Source organism: Allobosea sp. 05T433 (genome assembly GCF_056396065.1).
Map to the genome: position 1 here is coordinate 54,105 of NZ_JBFTKS010000030.1, position 16,462 is coordinate 70,566.

Here is a 16,462-nt window from a genome sequence, read left to right on the forward strand (position 1 = left end):
TCAGACCTTCGACAATTGTGCAGCATCGCGCTGAAAAACACCAAGGAAGGCCTTCCCCATTAGCGAGCTTTCGCTGTCGATGGCCTTTTGAAGGACGGCGGCGCGGGCAGCCTGGATGTCGCTGTTGTCAGGCCCTGCCGCGCTAGCCAGTTCAACCAGTTCAACGGCAAGTCGTGACTGCCCGGTCTCTGCCAGGGTGACTGCTCTCTCGGCCAGCTTGGCCGCTCCGCCTGCAAGGCTCGCAAGCTCCAGAGCAAGATCGGCCGTCCGGGCTGGTTTCAGATGTGCCGCGTTGCCGTCGAACCAGCCGCCATTGAGATGGTAGATGCCGCGGACAAGAAACTCGGGGTCGTCATATTTCGGATGCAGGTAGGGCTTCGAGAGGACCGCGGCTGGCAATCTCACCGCGTGCAGGACCGTATCGAGCGTTGCGCCATTGTTCATCAGCGCGAGAGTTCCTCGAACCAGATGCTCCAATGCCTCCGCGCCGTCCCGCACCATTTGAGCAGCACGCTTCTCTCCAAAAACGACGGGACCGTGGCCGGGGATCAGTACGTCGGGCTTGAGGCTCTCGATCGTGCGAAGTGCGACGGCCCATTCGGCAGCGTAACGCTGGACCTTGCGGGGATTGCCGGCGTTGGGAAACACCCAGATCACGAAGTCGCCACTGGCAAGGACGCGTCGTTCGGGAAGCCAGACGATGCTAGCGTCGTCGGTTTCGCCTCGTCCGTGGATCAGCTCGATACGCTCGCCGCCGATCGTCAAGGCCAGCGTGTCGTCGTAGACCTGATCTGGGCGGCGCTGACCAACAGGATAGACATAGCCCGGCTTATTGAACTGCTGACCCTGCACAAAGCTGTTGAAGCCATGAGCGTCCTGATACCGCTGCATCCGTCGGGCGACGTTCCGATGTGCGATAATGCGCGGCCTCGGCAGCCCTCTCGCATCGGCCTCTTCATCGATCAGGCCGATGCCACTGGTGTGATCGATATGCCCATGGGTGAAGATCACTGTATGGATAGGGCTATCATCCCATGACCGCACGACGTCCAAGGTTCGCCGGGCGGTGTCTGGCTTTGCTGTGTCGATCAGCACCAAACCCTCCGACGTCCGGATGGCCGTAACACTCCCACAAAAATACGTCGTGTGAACGGTGATGATGCCGTCGGCGACGGTCGTAATAGCGCCGTGAGAAACGGCTTCGGTCCATTCTTCCATCTGAGCAGAGCCATTCCACAGCCGCTCAAAAAGTGCTTTCTGGGGCATAATTTTTCCTACGAGTCGCTCGCCATAATATGGGCGAATGAGCAAGGCAGCGCCCGCGTTATACGCAGTAGTTGATATGCAGTAGTTGCTAACCGGCCGGTCGATGCGCTGGATGTAAAGCCGCGTGAACGAGTTCCGGGGAGAACCGGGTATCGGTCGCGGTGAGATCTGGCCCGAGGCGGGATGTCACCTCTTGCACTGTCCAGCTGTTACCGTCCGGATCATCGAACGACAGATACGAGGCGTAGCTTTTCCGTTGAGGGTTTGGGCCGGGGGCTCTGCCTTCAGGGCCGGCGCGGTGGAAGACGCCACTCGGGTCATGGAACAGCCCGCTAACAGCCACGCCCCGCCGAAGAAGGTCGGCGCGAGCAGCTTCGATATCGGCCACCACCAAATGCAGCCCCTGCGCTGAACCGGGCGCTCCGGAGCTGACCCTGCTGCCGAAGGTCACGGAGCAGCCCGAGCCGGGCGGTGTGAATTGGATCACACGGTAACCGTCGCCGGAGTCGAAATCGAGGTCGAGTCGCCACCCGAGGTTAGAGTAAAATTCCAGCGAGCGCTCGACATTCGCCACGGGGATTACCACTACCTCAAATGTCATAGTCATAGGACTCATCGGGCTAGATCCGGCTTCCATACTGGTCATCCCTGCCTCCTGATCTATAATCCTGGATTGTTGCTGGAAGAAATTATTCTAATTATTATTATCGAGATTCATCTAGGTATATTATCTATATCTGCGACTACATTATGCCCTCATGTCGAATTTGCTTTCGCGTCTTCGCGTGGGTTTAGGTCCGCATCGCGGTTGAGCGAACACGATGCCGCGGGACGCTCCCTGGCACCGGCTTGGCCAATCCAAACCCGCGGCGTGGCGCCGCCCCACCCACGGCTACCGTCGAACACGTTAAGTTGGGCGCGCGATAAGGGCGCGAGGCGCGGCATTAGCCGGCGCCAGGCCCCACAGTCATGCCGAAAGCTAAAGTCGCGCTAACCTCATGTGATGAGTGCGGGCTGGTACGTCCGCGGATCATCCTCCGGTTCGACATAATCGAGGCCAAGCGGGCCGATCGCTGAAACTTGGGTAATGTACTCGCCTGACTTGGCCCAGTGAAAGTGCGGCTGGCCTCCTGGCAGTACAACGACGCAGCCAGGGGCAAACGCCGAGAGGCGACTCTCATCAAATTTGTCGCCGAGGCCAATATAGAAGGTTCCCGAGATTACGGTGTAAATGCGATCTTCGGGATGTTGGTGCGGCATCATCCTCACGCCTGCTGGCAGCTTCACCCGTATGACAAACGGACCGGGCTCCATCGGGTTGCCGACCAGGGTCGCTAGCCGCGCTTGTGGAGGGAACGCTGGGAAAGCCTTCCAGACCACGTCCTCGGGCCGGATGGCGTGGAAGCGGTCTTGGTCCGGATAGTGCTCGACGGACGCTGTCATGGCTTTGCTCCAGTCTGGCCACAGTTCGAGAGGCGGCACGGCGGCCTGCCGGGGGGAGGAATGCAGGCCGCCGCGCTCGGCCTGCCCCACATGGGGCTGGGGGCAGGCCGTCACCGGCAGGCGTCAAGTCTGTCGAAGGGACCTGAACGCGGCACGGAGATCGTTCGTGAGGGCTTGGGGCTGCTCCCAAGCCGCGAAGTGCCCGCCTTTTGGCTGGCGATTGTAGAAGATCAGCTTGGGATAGGCCTTTTCGGTCCAGCTCCGTGGGGCGGTGTAAATCTCGTCCGGGAAGGCACTGACGGCAGTAGGCAACTGCACGCCCTTCGGGGCGAAGAACGCGAGCTTGCTCTCCCAGTAGAGGCGTGCCGAGGAGACCGCTGTGTTGGTGAACCAGTAAAGCGCGATATTGTCGACCACATCCTCTTTCGAAAGGCCCTCGGTTTTGCCGTCGAACACGCGGGCGATGAGGTCATAGCTACGGGCGTCATGATCAAGCATCCACGCGGCGAGGCCGATCGGGGAGTCGGCGATCCCGTATAGAGTCTGCGGACGGTTGGACATCTCCTGGGCATAGGCCAGGCCGTGCTTCCAGAAGAGATCGAGCTGCTTCCATGCATAGAGTTCGTCACCAGAGAGACCGGTCGGGGCCGGTCCGCCAGCGAGCGCCTTAGAGATCTCGTCCGGCAGGGTAGCCGGCATGTTTGTGTGAATCCCGATCAGTCCGGGGGGCGTCTGCAGCGCCATCTGCTCGGTGACCGCATTCCCCCAGTCGCCGCCTTGGGCGACGTATCTGGGATAGCCAAGGCGAGTCATAAGAACACCCCAGGCACGGGCGATCCGGATGGGATCCCACCCTGTTGTCGTGGGCTTGCCCGAGTACCCGTGGCCAGGCAACGATGGAATCACGACGTCAAAGGCGTCTGCGGCGGACCCTCCATGCGCGGTGGGGTCAGTCAGCGGCCCGATGATTTTAAGCTGTTCGATGATCGAGCCCGGCCAGCCATGCGTGATAATGATCGGCAGGGCGTCCGCGTGCTTCGACTTAACATGGATGAAATGGATGTCCAGTCCATCGATCTCGGTGACGAACTGCGGCAGGTTGTTGAGATAGGTCTCGCAGTTACGCCAGTCGTATTCGTTCTCCCAATAACTTGCCAGGGCTTTCATCGTCGTCAAGCGGACGCCCTGGGTAGTATCGTTCACCGTCTCACGCTCCGGCCAACGAGTGGCCTTCAGTCGCCGCTTTACATCGACCAGGTCCGCTTGGGGGACTTTGATCTTGAACGGGCGGATGGCAGTAGACCCTCGGCCCGGGGCTCCAACGTCGGCGAAGCTCGACGAGGCATACAGAGCCGCCCCGCCAACGGCGGCGGATGCCGCGAGCACCTCCCGGCGAGTGGTATCGGAATATATGGAAGACACGATCACCTCCTACGAAATAATCTAAAGCTGCTCGCTCTGAAGCAACATTGAGATAGTAAGGGTGAAATCTGATCTAAACTCTATTGGACCTAGGTATCGCCGATCCGATCGTCTCATCGATACATAGGAATAATAGACTCGGTGGTCTCGCGATAGGCACCTTCCCAGCAGCAGGTCGGGCTTCTTCCCGACCAGGTCGTGTTGGGAGAAGTCCAGATGTCCGATCCTCGATCCAACGCGTCGGAGCGAGCGAACCGATGAATACGTTGCTCGCAGAGGCCCTGCAGGCCCATGGCGGATTGGAGCGCTGGCGGGAATTCAAGACCCTCGCGGCGACAATCGTTACCGGCGGCGCGTTCTGGGGTATGAAAGGCCTAGTCCAGGATGACCAGCCTCGCCAGATGAAGGTGGATCTTGCACGGGAATGGAGTTCGCTGGAGCCATTCGGCGGACCTGATTGGCGAACCGAGTTTACCCCCGAGCGTATCGCGATCCTTGATGGCAAAGGAGGGATCGTAGCCGAACGTCTGAACCCAAGGAACGCGTTCGCCGGCCACACCATGACAACACCTTGGGATCCCCTACACCGCGCCTACTTCAACGGCTATGCGCTGTGGACCTATCTGACAGCGCCCTTCGTCCTTGCCGAGCCAGGGTTCGAGATTTCCGACATCCCGCCGATCCGAGAGGGGGGCAGGGTCTGGCGAGGTTTAAGGGCGACGTTCCCAGATTGGATCGCCACCCATAGTCGGGAGCAAGACTTCTATTTTGGCTATGATGGGCGCTTGAGACGCCACGACTATAGGATCGATGTCGCGGGCGGTTTCGCCGGAGTGCACCTGGTGTCGGAGTTCGTCGAGGCACAGGGTCTGTATTTTCCGACACGGCGACGCGCGTATCAACGCAACGATGATCTCACCGTGCGGTTCGATCCGCTGATGGTTTCGATCGACGTCTCCAATATCCTCCTTGAAGAAGGGGGCCCTAAGCCGGTGCGTTACCAGCAACCGTCAGGGTTAGACGAGATGCGACCATTTTCGTCAGTCGATTGAGCGGGCTGCGCGATGAGACATTTCGGTGTCGCGGACAACGTCGAGGATATCGACGTAGGCTTGCACGACCGGTTTCGAGGGCCATTTCGCGAGCAGATGAAACTCCATCTGGTCGATCAACCGCGCCGTGCTGTCGGAGCGCCGGCCATCGAGCTCTCGCTTCAACTTCTCGATCATCACCTTGAGATGCGCGATCGTCACCTCGGTCGATGACGCTGCAGCCTTCGCCGAGAGAGCTTCGGCTTGCGCCTCGATCCTCGCCTGGCGCCCCGCCAGGATCAGAGCAATGCCCCGCGGCCATATCGGCAGGCGGGGCCGGCGATAGCGGCGTTCAGCGGGCGCGTTCCCAACGTGAGGGAATCACATCCGCCGGCAACAACCAGGCGCAACGCTCTTTCCGATCGAGGTCGGACGCCACGTCTCCACCGGATTGCGCCAGTCGCTTGCCGGAGAGCAGGTAGCCCATCTGCGAGGGCGCGATCGCGACGACGCCATCGGCCGGCGACGGCCACAGGCCCTTCTCCAGCCGCCGCTCGCCGCCTGCCCGTCGTGCCAGATCCGATGGCCGCGGATGAGAATGGACGGTTACGGCCTTATCTGACCGCCGCCTCGACAATTGCGATATCCTCCTCAGCCGTGCCCCCGCTGACACCGACTCCGGCGAATACCTGGCCGTCATCATCAGTCAGAGGCACGCCGCCACCCATTGGGCAAAACCGGCCACCGCCCACCGTGGGGAGCGCATAAAGGGACTGTCCCGGCTGCACGAGGGGGAGGATGTCGGCGGTCCGCAACCGGACAAGAGCTGATGTGTAAGCCTTGCGTTCGGAGATTTCGAGCGCGAAGAGCGGCGTGCCGTTCATCCGGTGCTGCAGCACTAAATTTCCGTGGACGTCGATGACGCAGACCGCAACAGGTACTTTCGCCTTCGTAGCTTCGGCTTCTACGCGTTAAGCAAGCGCCTTCGCTTTCATAAGCAGGTCCATTGATTGTGTTTCCTTCTCAGGTAGGGCGGCTGACGCCTGTTCGGTCAACGAGCTGGGAGCTCGCCCAGATGAAAGGCTAGCCTGTCCTCGACGTCGCCCGGCGTCTGGAAACCCTTGTCCGTGAGGGCCTTGATCCCGTTCTGGGCTGCGGGCCGCGCGAGTGAAGCGATGCAGGCTTCCCAGCCCGCCCCGAGCTCGACGTCCGGCGACAGACTGGTGTTGAGCAAGCGCTTGGTCTGCGCAATCGCCCACTTGTCGAATCTGGCGATCCGGGTGGCAATCGCGTCCACGTAGTCGTCGAGTTCGGCATCGGGCAGGGCGCGGTTGATGTAGCCGTAGGCCTCGGCCTGATTGGCGCGGATATCTTCCGAGGTTAGCAGGACCTCCATTGCGCGGTTGCGGCCGATGAGCTGGGGCAACCGGGCCATTGGGCCACCGCCGGCGACCATCCCCACGCCGACCTCCCATTGAGAAATGATGGCCTTCTCCTGGCTGGCGTACGCCATGTCGCAGGACAGCGTTATCTCACTGCCGTTGCCGGTCGCCCGGCCACGGATCATTGCGATCGATGCGACGGGCGCGCGGGTCAACCGCACCAAAAAGTCCGGCCAGGGTGGCAGGCCGGTAGGGCCGGGAGGCATAGCCAAGAGGTCCTCGATCCGGGCGGTGAAGTCCGAGTGGTTGAGAAAGAAGCCTTCCACGGCGCTGTCGAAGACCACGACGCGCACGTCGTCGTCGGCCTCGATGGTGTCGATCAGGGCTGTGAACTCCCGGACCATCTGTGGCCCCATGACGTTCAGCGGCCCGTTGTTGAAAGTCACGCGCCAATAGGCGGGCGAGCGGCGGGTCAGGCGGATCTGTGACGGGGTTATCTCGGGGTCCACGGCAGCCTCCTCTTGCAATCCGATCTCAGCAAGATGCTGCGCCGCGTCCGGGCCCGCGATTGGCCTAAGGTATCGCCGAGACCATGGTGTCGAGTCGGATGGAAAGCCCGCAGGCCCGCGATGTGGAGAGCCTGTCGACAACAATCCATTTGCGAGAAATCCCGCCAACGGCGTCAGTCGGGCGAGGCACTTCCCCGCAGGCACACAAAGGTATCTGCGACACCATCGTCCTATGGATCTGCACCCGGGCGAGCGCATCTTGGGTCTGACGGGTCGGTGAAGATCCTTTCATCATAGCTCAAGAGCGTACTTGCCATGTCAGCTACTCGCATCTTCGCAACATCCCTTCCCAGTCGGAGAGACGCCGGCTTGGGACTGCTCGCTGTGCCTGCGGCGGGCGTTATTCTGGCGACTCGCGGGGCGGCCTCCGATGACAGCTATCGTGCGCTACCCGGCGACGGCGCATGGATCAACTCAGCGCCTATTCGGCCGGCCGACCTGCGTGGCAAGGTCGTGTTAGTGAATTTCTGGACCTACACCTGCATCAATAGCTTGCGGCCCTTGCCGTACTTGCGGACCTGGGCAGACAGATACCGTGACCGAGGGCTAATTGTGCTGGGCGTTCACGCGCCAGAGTTCAGTTTTGAGCATGAGCTTCCAAGGGTTCGCCATGCGGTCGCCGAGCTCGGTGTCCGCTATCCGGTGGTCCTCGACAACGATTTCCGGATCTGGCGGTCGTTTCAGAATGAGGTCTGGCCAGGTTTTTATGTCCTGGATGCCCAGGGCCGCGTTTGCCACCAGAAGCTGGGAGAGGGTGACTACGATAAAACCGAGGGTGTCATTAAGGCGCTGCTGGGCGAAGTTGCCGCCGCACCCGATGTCGACGTCGTTCAGCCGGTCACCGGAGAAGGATCGCAAGCGGCGCCCGACTGGCCGAACCTCGAATCCCCCGAAACGTATCTTGGTTATGCAAAGGCCACGGCGTTTGTGGGCGTCGGTCTGCGCCGGGACGTCTCCAGCATTTACAAAGCGCTGGTGGTCCTGCCCCGCAATAGTTGGAGCCTGTCGAGCGCTTGGAATGCCCGCTCAGGATTTGTCGAGCTGACCGGTCATACCGGGGCGATCTCGATCCGGTTCCATGCCCGCGACCTGCATCTGGTTATGGGGCCTGGGCCTGACGACCGGCCTGTTCGCTTCCGTGTGCGGATCGACAACGTCGAGCCTGGCGAGAACCACGGCGTCGACGTCGACGCCGCCGGCTGGGGCGAGCTTCGCGACGCGCGCATGTACCAGCTCATCCGACAGGCCGGCTCCGTCCGGGATCGGACCTTTGAGGTCGAATTCGAGAGCGCCGGCGTGCGGGCTTACTGCTTCACCTTCGGATAAGAGAAGATCCCAGATGTCCACGACCCTCGGGCACAATTGAAACCCGTACACCACTATGGGGAAACCATCGTGTAAATGCAGTGGCGACCATCTGGCGAGATCGTTCTGTGCCGCGGACTCCGATTGCCGAGCAGGATGAAAGAAATTCCGGGATGATGACAGGTTACCGGAGTGCTGCTGAGCAGAGTTCGCAGCGTCGGCATCGTGACGATAGGCGATGGGGGCGTTGATCGCCTTGCAGAGCTATAGCGAAATCGCCGAACTTCTCCGCGACCCGATAGTCTCGACCGGGATGCTGGCGGTCGTCGGAGCAGTGGTGACGCGGGTGCTGCTGCGCAACCATCCGACTTATCGCCTCATAGGGCAACTCCTGTTCTTTGTGGCGCTGCTTCTGCCAGGTCTCACCCTTCTCCCGCCACTCCCCGACGGATCGGCTGACGACGCCGGGCGCAGCCAGCAGGAACGGCATGTTGAGATAGGTCCACATCGCAATCCCGGCGAAATAGGCCAGTTGAGGCTCTGTCCATGGTGTTTCGAGCGTATGCCCGGCGAAGGAGGCGCGAGGCTCGTCCAGCTCCTCGACGATCTTCCCGGCGGCGTCCCTGATCTCGACGCGGCCCGGCTCGAAGCGCGTCACCTTGCCCTCCGGCCCGAACGGCGAATGAGAAGCCCACTCCCGCCCGAGCCCGACCGTGACGTTCGTCTCGTCTAGCTTGCCGCCATGCCCCTTGAGCGGCCAGAGCACGCCGCCCTGCCGAAGGTGGGCGGTCAAGGTGGTGAAATTCTTCCATCTGTCGAGCCCGCCATGGGCATCGATGATCTTCCGTGCCAGAGCGTCCATGTCGTCATCCTGTCGTTTGCTGTGTAGTTCAGGCGCCGAGAAAGGTCTCGACATGCGAAACGAATGTTTCCGGATACTGGAGCAGCGCGCCGTGGCCTGAATCCGGATAGATAATCAGCGTGGTGCTGCTCATGTTCTTGAACATCTCGTAGGCATTGATCGAGGGGAACATCGTGTCGTCGCTGCCATGGACGATGAGCGTCGGCTGTCGGATCGCCCTGAGCGAGGCGTGATCCGGGTCCGGCTCCGCGCACCAGCGGATGATGGCCTGCGCCTGCGGGTTGCTGACGGCCTCGCCCCGGTCCGGATCACGGTCGCTCGTCCGGGCGCCGGCGCGGTCGATGAAGGCGGCGCCGGCGGCCTGGCTGGCTTCGGACGGCGTGAAGAAGAGGGGAAGCCTGACGTCGCGTGCGTTCCGGGCGAAGGCCTCTTCGACCACTTGCAGCAGATGCTCCTCGCCGCCGCGCGGAGCCGTACCGGCGAGGATCATCCGGCGGACATCGACCGCGCCGCGCGTCGCCATCACCTGGGCCAGAAAGCCGCCGAGCGAGAAGCCAAGGAGATCGACCTGCTTCAGGCCGAGCGCTGCGATGAAGGCTTCGGCATCGGTGACCTGCTGCTCGACGCTGTCAGGTGTTTCGCCGGAGGAGGTGCCGACGCCGGCATTGTTAAAGGCGATCACCGGCCGCCGCGCCGCCAGCGCATTGACCACCGCCGGATCCCACGCGTCCATTGTGCCGGTGAAGTGCTGCAGCAGGACGAGCGGAATACCCGCCTCCGGCCCGAGCCGGCGATAGGCGAAGCGCACACCGCCGCTATCGATATAGCGCGTCGGAGTCCGTTCGAGAGTATCAGGCATGGTCGGTTCCTTTCGCTTCGAATGAAGATGAGCCCTTCCGAAAGCGGTGGCGCCTGCGCAGCCGCTCGAAAGTTGTTCGGGTTTGTGTCGGCGGATGGACGCTCAGGGTGCCGGTGTCGGATCGTCGAGGCTGACCATGCCGCGTCCTTCGGCGTGAAGCGCGGCCTTGACCGAATGCCTCGTTCCGACCAGCCGAAGGAAAGCCGCCAGCCGGGGATAGGCGTCGAGCGCTATGCCGTAGAAGCGCGTCCAGCTGGCGATGACGAAGAGATAGGCGTCGGCAGCGGTGAAGGTTTCACCGGTGAGGAACGGGCCAACCATCCCTTGTTCGGCGAAGGCGAGACGTCCCCGGATGCGGGCGAGGACGAGCTCGCGCATCGGCGCGTCGATCTTCCAGTTGAGCGGGATGAAGCTCTTGTGCAGCTCGGCGGCGACGAAACTTTGCCACTCCATGACCCGGTAGCGCGCCATGGTGCCGGGAGCAGGCATGAGATCGCGTCGCTCCGCCCGATCGCAGATGAATTGCGCGATCACCATGTTCTCGGTCAGCCGCTCGCCACCGGGAAGCTCCAGCAGCGGCACCATGCCTCTGGGAGCCACGTCGCGATAATCCGAGCCGTCCGCCCGCTGCTTTGCCGTCACGTTGACGACCTCGAGATCGAAGGGCTCCCCGATCTCGCGCAATAGGATGTGCACCGAGAGCGAGCTCGCACCCGGATGGACATAAAGCTTCATGCAACAGCTCTCCTGGCAGGTGCCTCGGCACGAGTGCCGAGGCACCGCTTCATCAGGCCTTCACGAAGGCGAGCAGATCCGGATTGATCACGTCGGCATGGGTCGTGAGCATGCCGTGCGGATAGCCCTTGTAGAGCTTCAGCGTGCCGTTCTTCAGCAGCTTCACTGCCTTGAGGGCGGCATCCTCGTAGGGCACGACCTGGTCGTCGTCGCCGTGCATCACCAGCGTCGGCACGTTAATGGCCTTCAGGTCCTCGGTCTGGTCGGTCTCGGAGAACGCCTTGATGCCGTCGTAGTGGGCCTTGGCCGAACCCATCATGCCCTGGCGCCACCAGTTCTGGATCGTGCCCGGGATCGGCGTCACGCCCGGCCGGTTGAAGCCGTAGAACGGCCCGGTCGGCACATCGAGGAAGAACTGCGCGCGGTTGGCCGCGAGCGCGGAACGGAAGCCGTCGAACACCGCCATGGGCAGTCCTTCGGGATTCTTTTCGGTCTTCACCATGATCGGCGGGATAGCCGACACGAGAACCGCCTTGGCCACGCGGCCCTGCGGCTGACCGAACTTGGCGACATAGCGCGCGACCTCGCCGCCACCGGTCGAGTGGCCGATATGCACGGCATTGCGCAGATTCAGGTGCTCGGCCACCGCGGAGGCGTCCGCAGCATAATGGTCGATGTCGTGCCCTTCGCTGACTTGCGATGAGCGACCATGACCACGCCGGTCATGCGCCACCACGCGATAGCCGTTGTGAAGGAAGAATAGCATCTGCGCGTCCCAATCGTCCGATGACAGCGGCCAGCCATGGTGGAAGACGATGGGCTGGGCGTTCTTCGGTCCCCAATCCTTGTAGAAGATCTCCACGCCGTCCTTGGTGGTGACGTAAGCGGCGCTCATGGCATGTGTTCCTTTCGATGCTTGGACAGTGGAGAAGGGAGTAGCGAAGGCGGGGGCCGGAAGAATTGCGGCTGCCGCTATACCGACCGCTGCGGTCAGGACCGTGCGGCGGCTCTCGGTGGAACCTGGATAAGACATGACGGTGGCCTCGAAAAACTTGCTCCAAAGAGCAGTAAAGCCAATCCGGATTCACTGACGGACAAAGAAGCCTGAGATCGGGACATATCGACCTCTGCCGCTCGTAGGAGCCGACGATGCGTCGAGAGAGTGCGGGTGCGCCTGACGGGCTTCGCTCCGGAGGCGCTCACGCTGATGGGGGCCATGAACCTCGCGGCGCTCAATATCGCCAACGCCATCGGCGCCTGGGCGGGCAGCGTGACGATTGCGGCCGGCTACGGCCCGCTGTCCGCTGTATGGGCGAGCTTCGGGCCGACGCTCCTGGCCCTTCTGGTCTTCGCGCCCATCTTGCCGAAGGCGCCGCAGTTCGCGCCGGCGTGATTGCGGTCAAGCTCCTCATCTGGTCGGATGGCGTCGCGCGCGAGAAGTGGCATAGGCCCGATACGGAGGTCACCCCATGGCAATCGGCGATGCTCGGCGAGAGCAGATTTTTCCGACACTGTCCGCCCTTCAGATTGCGACGTCGCGTCGCTTCGCCAGCGGCGCACCGCGCCGCTTCGGTCCGCGTGAGGTCGTCTACGAGATCGGCGCCCGCGACGCCCCCTGCTGGCTGATTCTCGATGGCTCGGCTGACGCGATCCGACGCGGCGCGGCCGGCCGGTCGTCGCTGGTCACGACCTACGGTCCCGGCCAGTTCACCGGCGAGACCAATCAGCTCTCGGGCCGTCCATCCCTCATGTCGGTCGTGGCGGGGGATGCTGGTGCGGTCGCGATCCCTTTTGATGCGCCGCATCTCCGCGCGCTCGTCATCGGATCGGCGGATGTCGGTGAAACGATCATGCGCGCCTTCATCCTCCGGCGCGTCATGCTGATCGAGGAGGGGCAGACCGGCGGCGCAGGATCAATCCTGGTCGGACGCCGGGATGATCCGGGCATCGTCCGGTTGTCGGGTTTTCTCACCCGCAACGGCTACCCCCACACCGTCATTGCCGCGTGCGAGCCGGAGGGGCGCGAACTCGTCGAACGGCTCGGCGTCGCCCCCGAAGACCTGCCGCTGATGATCTGCCCGAACGGCACATTGCTCAGAAGCCCGAGCAATGCCGATGCCGCGACCTGTCTCGGCATCACGCCGGATCTCGATCCGAAGACTGTCCATGACGTGGCGGTCATCGGGGCCGGGCCAGCCGGGCTTGCCACTGCCGTCTATGGCGCATCCGAAGGGTTGTCGGTCCTGGTCCTGGACAGCCGCGCCTTCGGCGGCCAGGCGGGCGCGTCCGCCCGGATCGAAAACTATCTCGGCTTTCCGACCGGCATCTCCGGACAAGCCCTCGCGGGCCGGGCGTTCAATCAGGCGGCGAAGTTCGGCGCCGAGCTTGCCATTCCGCTGACCGTCGAATTGCTCCGCTGTCACGGAGCGGATGCGGAAGCCCCGTTCACCCTCGAGCTCAGCAATGGAGGCACCGCGCGGTCGCGCACCATCGTGATCGCCTCCGGAGCGCGTTACAGGCAGCCCGACATTCCCAACATCGAAGCGCTGGAAGGGGCGGGCGTTTCCTACTGGGCATCGCCCGTCGAGGCGCGGTTGTGTGCCGGCGAGGATGTCGTCCTGGTTGGCGGAGGAAACTCGGCGGGCCAGGCGGTTGCCTATCTCGCGCCGCAGGTCAGGCATCTGCACCTGGTGGTGCGCCGCCCCCTCGAGCAGACCATGTCCCGGTACCTGATCGATCGGATCGCGGCCTTGCCCAACGTCGAACTCCATGTGGACAGCGAAATCGTCGATTTGCACGGCGACCGGGCGACTGGCCTGACCGGGACGAGGTTTCGGGACCGCCGGACAGGTGCGATCCGGGAGTGCACATCACACCACCTCTTCCTGTTCATCGGCGCCGATCCCAATACGCACTGGCTCGACGGCTGTGTGGCGCTCGACGCAAAGGGCTTCGTTCTCACGGGGGAGCGCGCCGGCGACGGCGAGCGGCTGCCGCTCGAAACCAGTTGCCCAGGCATCTTCGCCGTCGGAGACGTGCGGGCCGGTTCGACCAAGCGGGTCGCCGCCGCCGTTGGCGAAGGCGCCGCCGTCATCGCCCAGATTCATTCCGTCCTGACACGGAACGTCGGGCCCGCATTGAATGCGGTGCGGCAAGCTTGATGGAGCGTGGCCTCTGCATCGCGTCACGGCCAGCGGAGTTGAGGTGCATGCCCGGTCCCAAGGAGTTTTGAAAGCCTCCGAGTGGCGGGACCGAAACGCGCCAGGGGACTAAGCCGCTCTCGCGGCAGGGTGCTGCAGGACTGTCAGCACTGAGATTTCGCCATGTGAGGCGCTGCATCCCAGGATTTCGGGGTTTCCCCTGATCCTCGGAGAGCCCCATGACCGAGCTTGCCGCCGTCAGCCCGCTACGCCAGTTCCACGTCACGCTCGGCCGGACCGGCTTCGGTGATCGCATGGCGCGGATCCCGACGCCGGAGCGGTTGCCCGTGGTCCTGAGCCCCGAGGAGGTCGCGCTGCTGCTCGCCCACGCGCCGAACCTCAAGGGCCGCGCCGCGCTCAGCATCGCCTATGGCTGCGGCCTGCGCGTCTCCGAGATCGCCAACCTCAAGGTCGCCGACATCGACAGCGCACGCATGCTGATCCGGGTCGAGCAGGGCAAGGGGCGCAAGGACCGCTATGTCATGCTCGCGCCCGACCTGCTCGACCTGCTGCGGCAATGGTGGCGGGTGAAGCGCCCGCGCGGCTGGCTCTTCCCCGGCCAGCAGCCGGGCCAGCCGATCACGACGCGACAGCTCAACCGGGCCTGCCATGTCGCGGCCGAGGCCGCCAGGCTCGACAAGCGGGTGTCGATGCACACGCTGCGGCACAGCTTCGCCACGCATCTGCTGGAGCGAAAGACCGATATCCGGGTGATCCAGGTCCTGCTCGGCCACAGGAAGCTCGACACCACCGCCATCTACACACGCGTCGCGCTCAAGACGCTCCGCGAGGTCGAGAGCCCGCTCGCCCTGCTGGCACCGCCGCCACCGCCGTAACGGTCCGCGCCGATCATGGCGCGGCCCCCATTGGAGGTCGCGGATATCCTGAACCGGCATGGCGACGCCTTCCTCGCGCGCCATCGGCTCAGCCGCGGCCAGCTCAAGGTGATCGGGGCGATCCGGGTCTGCCGGACGGCTGCGCTCGGCGGCCATGTCATGCGCTGCGGCGACTGCGATCACGCCACGATCGCCTACAACTCCTGCCGCAACCGCCACTGCCCGCGCTGCCAGGGCGCGGCGGCGAAGGACTGGCTCGCGCACCGGCAGGCCGATCTGCTGCCCGTGCCCTACTACCATCTCGTCTTCACCCTGCCGGCGCCGATCGCCGCCATCGCCTTCCAGAACAAGGCCACCGTCTATGGCCTGCTGTTCAGGGCCGCGGCCGAGACCCTGACCACCATCGCCGCTGACCCGAAGCATCTCGGCGCCCGCATCGGCTTCACCTCGGTGCTGCACACCTGGGGATCGGCGATGACCCAGCATCCCCATCTCCACATCATCGCGCCCGGGGGCGGCCTCTCGCCGGACGGCTCGCGCTGGATCGCCTGCCGGCCCGGCTTCTTCCTGCCCGTACGCGTGCTCTCGCGCCTGTTCCGCAGGCTCTTCCTGGAAGGGCTCGCCGCCCTGCATGCGGCCGGTCAGCTCGCCTGCCATGGCGATCTCGCGCCACGCGCTGAAGCGCGTGCCTTCGCCGCGATGCTGGCGCCGCTGCGCCGGGCCGACTGGGTCGTCTACGCCAAGCGGCCCTTCGGTGGCCCTGAGGCCGTGCTGGCCTATCTCGCCCGCTACACCCACCGCGTCGCCATCGCCAACAGCCGCCTCGTCGCCATGGACCGGCGCGGGGTCTCCTTCCGCTGGAAGGACTATCGCGCCCGCTCGTCCGGCAAGGTCTGGCGCAAGACCATGACGGTGGCGGCGCACGAGTTCATCCGCCGCTTCCTGCTCCATGTCCTGCCCGACGGCTTCCACCGCATCCGCCACTACGGCCTGCTCGCATCCAGCCGGCGGGCCCCCACGATCGCCCACGTCCGGCAGATCATCGCGGCGCAGGCGCCGATCAGCCCCGTTGAAGCCGACAATGCAGAGGCTCGCGCCGAGCAGAACGATCCCCGCGGTGAATACCCTCCGCCGTGCCCATGCTGCGGCGGCCGCATGATCCTCGTCGAGCGCTTCGCTCCGGGTTCTGCCCCGCGCACCATCCTCGCCGTCAGGATCGACACATCATGACGACGGCTCGGGGGCTCCATCTGGACAGAACAGGGCCGGTCTCGGGCAGAGAGCGGGCGACCCTGCGCGGCCCGACGGCGCAGACAGAGCTCACGTCCGTCTCGGATCGACCCTGCGCCCAGAAAAAACCCGGCTCACCCGCGCCCCGACCGGCGCTTCCCATGCCAGCCGGCTCCCGCGCGCAAGCCCACAATCCAGGCCGCGCGGCGAAATCCCCATAGCACAGCCCCGGGCCGCGGCTTCCTCCCCTGGAGGCTTTCGAACGCCGGCCCTCAGCCCGGACCAAGCCCGCCGCCTGGGCCGGCATCCGAAACCCTTCACA

The 16,462-nt window shown here is 63.8% G+C and carries 15 protein-coding genes and 2 pseudogenes; 6 read left to right on the forward strand and 11 right to left on the reverse strand.

Annotated features, from left to right (window positions below):
- The 4 genes from AC1DGP_RS29345 to AC1DGP_RS29360 form a co-directional block, all read right to left on the reverse strand.
- Positions 1-1,266, reverse strand: coding sequence for an alkyl sulfatase dimerization domain-containing protein (locus AC1DGP_RS29345; protein WP_476832843.1), 1,266 nt, complete (start codon positions 1,264-1,266; stop codon positions 1-3).
- 88 nt (positions 1,267-1,354) lie between these two features.
- The gene (locus tag AC1DGP_RS29350) at positions 1,355-1,912 is read right to left on the reverse strand and encodes a VOC family protein (RefSeq protein WP_476832844.1); all 558 of its coding nucleotides are present in this window, start codon (positions 1,910-1,912) and stop codon (positions 1,355-1,357) included.
- Positions 1,913-2,262: 350 nt separating this feature from the next.
- Positions 2,263-2,709, reverse strand: a complete 447-nt coding sequence (locus AC1DGP_RS29355) for a cupin domain-containing protein (protein ID WP_476832845.1) — start codon at positions 2,707-2,709, stop codon at positions 2,263-2,265.
- Between the two features lie 123 nt (positions 2,710-2,832).
- Positions 2,833-4,131, reverse strand: a complete 1,299-nt coding sequence (locus tag AC1DGP_RS29360) for an epoxide hydrolase family protein (protein ID WP_476832846.1) — start codon at positions 4,129-4,131, stop codon at positions 2,833-2,835.
- A gap of 257 nt (positions 4,132-4,388) precedes the next feature.
- Between AC1DGP_RS29360 and AC1DGP_RS29365 the strand changes: the two genes are divergently transcribed.
- Complete coding sequence (locus AC1DGP_RS29365; RefSeq protein ID WP_476832847.1) at positions 4,389-5,183, forward strand: hypothetical protein; 795 nt, start codon at positions 4,389-4,391, stop codon at positions 5,181-5,183.
- Positions 5,184-5,276: 93 nt separating this feature from the next.
- Here AC1DGP_RS29365 and AC1DGP_RS29370 read toward each other — a convergent pair.
- The 3 genes and pseudogenes from AC1DGP_RS29370 to AC1DGP_RS29380 form a co-directional block, all read right to left on the reverse strand.
- A pseudogene (locus AC1DGP_RS29370) lies at positions 5,277-5,484 on the reverse strand (IS66 family transposase); the annotation flags it as partial.
- 292 nt (positions 5,485-5,776) lie between these two features.
- A pseudogene (locus tag AC1DGP_RS29375) lies at positions 5,777-6,118 on the reverse strand (GlcG/HbpS family heme-binding protein); the annotation flags it as partial.
- Positions 6,119-6,213: 95 nt separating this feature from the next.
- Positions 6,214-7,053: an enoyl-CoA hydratase/isomerase family protein gene (locus AC1DGP_RS29380; protein WP_476832848.1), complete on the reverse strand. Its 840-nt coding sequence runs from the start codon at positions 7,051-7,053 to the stop codon at positions 6,214-6,216.
- A gap of 369 nt (positions 7,054-7,422) precedes the next feature.
- On the opposite strand from AC1DGP_RS29380, the gene AC1DGP_RS29385 reads away from it, so the two are divergent.
- Positions 7,423-8,439 (forward strand): redoxin domain-containing protein, encoded by a 1,017-nt coding sequence (locus AC1DGP_RS29385; protein WP_476832849.1) that lies wholly within the window; start codon positions 7,423-7,425, stop codon positions 8,437-8,439.
- A gap of 163 nt (positions 8,440-8,602) precedes the next feature.
- Here the strand turns inward: AC1DGP_RS29385 and AC1DGP_RS29390 are convergent, their stop codons facing one another.
- The 4 genes from AC1DGP_RS29390 to AC1DGP_RS29405 form a co-directional block, all read right to left on the reverse strand.
- The gene (locus tag AC1DGP_RS29390) at positions 8,603-9,280 is read right to left on the reverse strand and encodes a hypothetical protein (protein WP_476832850.1); all 678 of its coding nucleotides are present in this window, start codon (positions 9,278-9,280) and stop codon (positions 8,603-8,605) included.
- Between the two features lie 28 nt (positions 9,281-9,308).
- Positions 9,309-10,139 carry an alpha/beta fold hydrolase gene (locus AC1DGP_RS29395; RefSeq protein ID WP_441470826.1) on the reverse strand — a complete coding sequence of 277 codons (831 nt, stop codon included), beginning with the start codon at positions 10,137-10,139 and terminating at the stop codon, positions 9,309-9,311.
- Between the two features lie 102 nt (positions 10,140-10,241).
- The gene (locus AC1DGP_RS29400; RefSeq protein ID WP_441470827.1) at positions 10,242-10,874 is read right to left on the reverse strand and encodes a glutathione S-transferase C-terminal domain-containing protein; all 633 of its coding nucleotides are present in this window, start codon (positions 10,872-10,874) and stop codon (positions 10,242-10,244) included.
- Positions 10,875-10,926: 52 nt separating this feature from the next.
- Positions 10,927-11,769: an alpha/beta fold hydrolase gene (locus tag AC1DGP_RS29405; RefSeq protein ID WP_441470828.1), complete on the reverse strand. Its 843-nt coding sequence runs from the start codon at positions 11,767-11,769 to the stop codon at positions 10,927-10,929.
- Between the two features lie 273 nt (positions 11,770-12,042).
- On the opposite strand from AC1DGP_RS29405, the gene AC1DGP_RS29410 reads away from it, so the two are divergent.
- From AC1DGP_RS29410 to AC1DGP_RS29425, 4 genes are all read left to right on the forward strand, one after another.
- Positions 12,043-12,267, forward strand: coding sequence for a hypothetical protein (locus AC1DGP_RS29410; RefSeq protein ID WP_441470829.1), 225 nt, complete (start codon positions 12,043-12,045; stop codon positions 12,265-12,267).
- 76 nt (positions 12,268-12,343) lie between these two features.
- Positions 12,344-14,035 carry an FAD-dependent oxidoreductase gene (locus AC1DGP_RS29415; protein ID WP_476810281.1) on the forward strand — a complete coding sequence of 564 codons (1,692 nt, stop codon included), beginning with the start codon at positions 12,344-12,346 and terminating at the stop codon, positions 14,033-14,035.
- A 218-nt stretch (positions 14,036-14,253) separates the two neighbouring features.
- Positions 14,254-14,910 (forward strand): tyrosine-type recombinase/integrase, encoded by a 657-nt coding sequence (locus AC1DGP_RS29420; protein WP_476832851.1) that lies wholly within the window; start codon positions 14,254-14,256, stop codon positions 14,908-14,910.
- A gap of 15 nt (positions 14,911-14,925) precedes the next feature.
- A complete protein-coding gene (locus tag AC1DGP_RS29425; RefSeq protein WP_441507187.1) occupies positions 14,926-16,140 on the forward strand; it encodes an IS91 family transposase in 1,215 nt (404 codons plus the stop codon).
- The last annotated feature ends 322 nt before the right edge of the window (positions 16,141-16,462 follow it).

What these genes read in the sequence shown, in the direction of transcription:
- AC1DGP_RS29345 (WP_476832843.1), bottom strand. Translation starts at nt 1,266, where the DNA reads ATGCCCCAGAAAGCACTTTTTGAGCGGCTGTGGAATGGCTCTGCTCAG.
- AC1DGP_RS29350 (WP_476832844.1), bottom strand. Translation starts at nt 1,912, where the DNA reads ATGACCAGTATGGAAGCCGGATCTAGCCCGATGAGTCCTATGACTATG.
- AC1DGP_RS29355 (WP_476832845.1), bottom strand. Translation starts at nt 2,709, where the DNA reads ATGACAGCGTCCGTCGAGCACTATCCGGACCAAGACCGCTTCCACGCC.
- AC1DGP_RS29365 (WP_476832847.1), top strand. Translation starts at nt 4,389, where the DNA reads ATGAATACGTTGCTCGCAGAGGCCCTGCAGGCCCATGGCGGATTGGAG.
- AC1DGP_RS29390 (WP_476832850.1), bottom strand. Translation starts at nt 9,280, where the DNA reads ATGGACGCTCTGGCACGGAAGATCATCGATGCCCATGGCGGGCTCGAC.
- AC1DGP_RS29395 (WP_441470826.1), bottom strand. Translation starts at nt 10,139, where the DNA reads ATGCCTGATACTCTCGAACGGACTCCGACGCGCTATATCGATAGCGGC.
- AC1DGP_RS29400 (WP_441470827.1), bottom strand. Translation starts at nt 10,874, where the DNA reads ATGAAGCTTTATGTCCATCCGGGTGCGAGCTCGCTCTCGGTGCACATC.
- AC1DGP_RS29405 (WP_441470828.1), bottom strand. Translation starts at nt 11,769, where the DNA reads ATGAGCGCCGCTTACGTCACCACCAAGGACGGCGTGGAGATCTTCTAC.
- AC1DGP_RS29415 (WP_476810281.1), top strand. Translation starts at nt 12,344, where the DNA reads ATGGCAATCGGCGATGCTCGGCGAGAGCAGATTTTTCCGACACTGTCC.
- AC1DGP_RS29420 (WP_476832851.1), top strand. Translation starts at nt 14,254, where the DNA reads ATGACCGAGCTTGCCGCCGTCAGCCCGCTACGCCAGTTCCACGTCACG.
- AC1DGP_RS29425 (WP_441507187.1), top strand. Translation starts at nt 14,926, where the DNA reads ATGGCGCGGCCCCCATTGGAGGTCGCGGATATCCTGAACCGGCATGGC.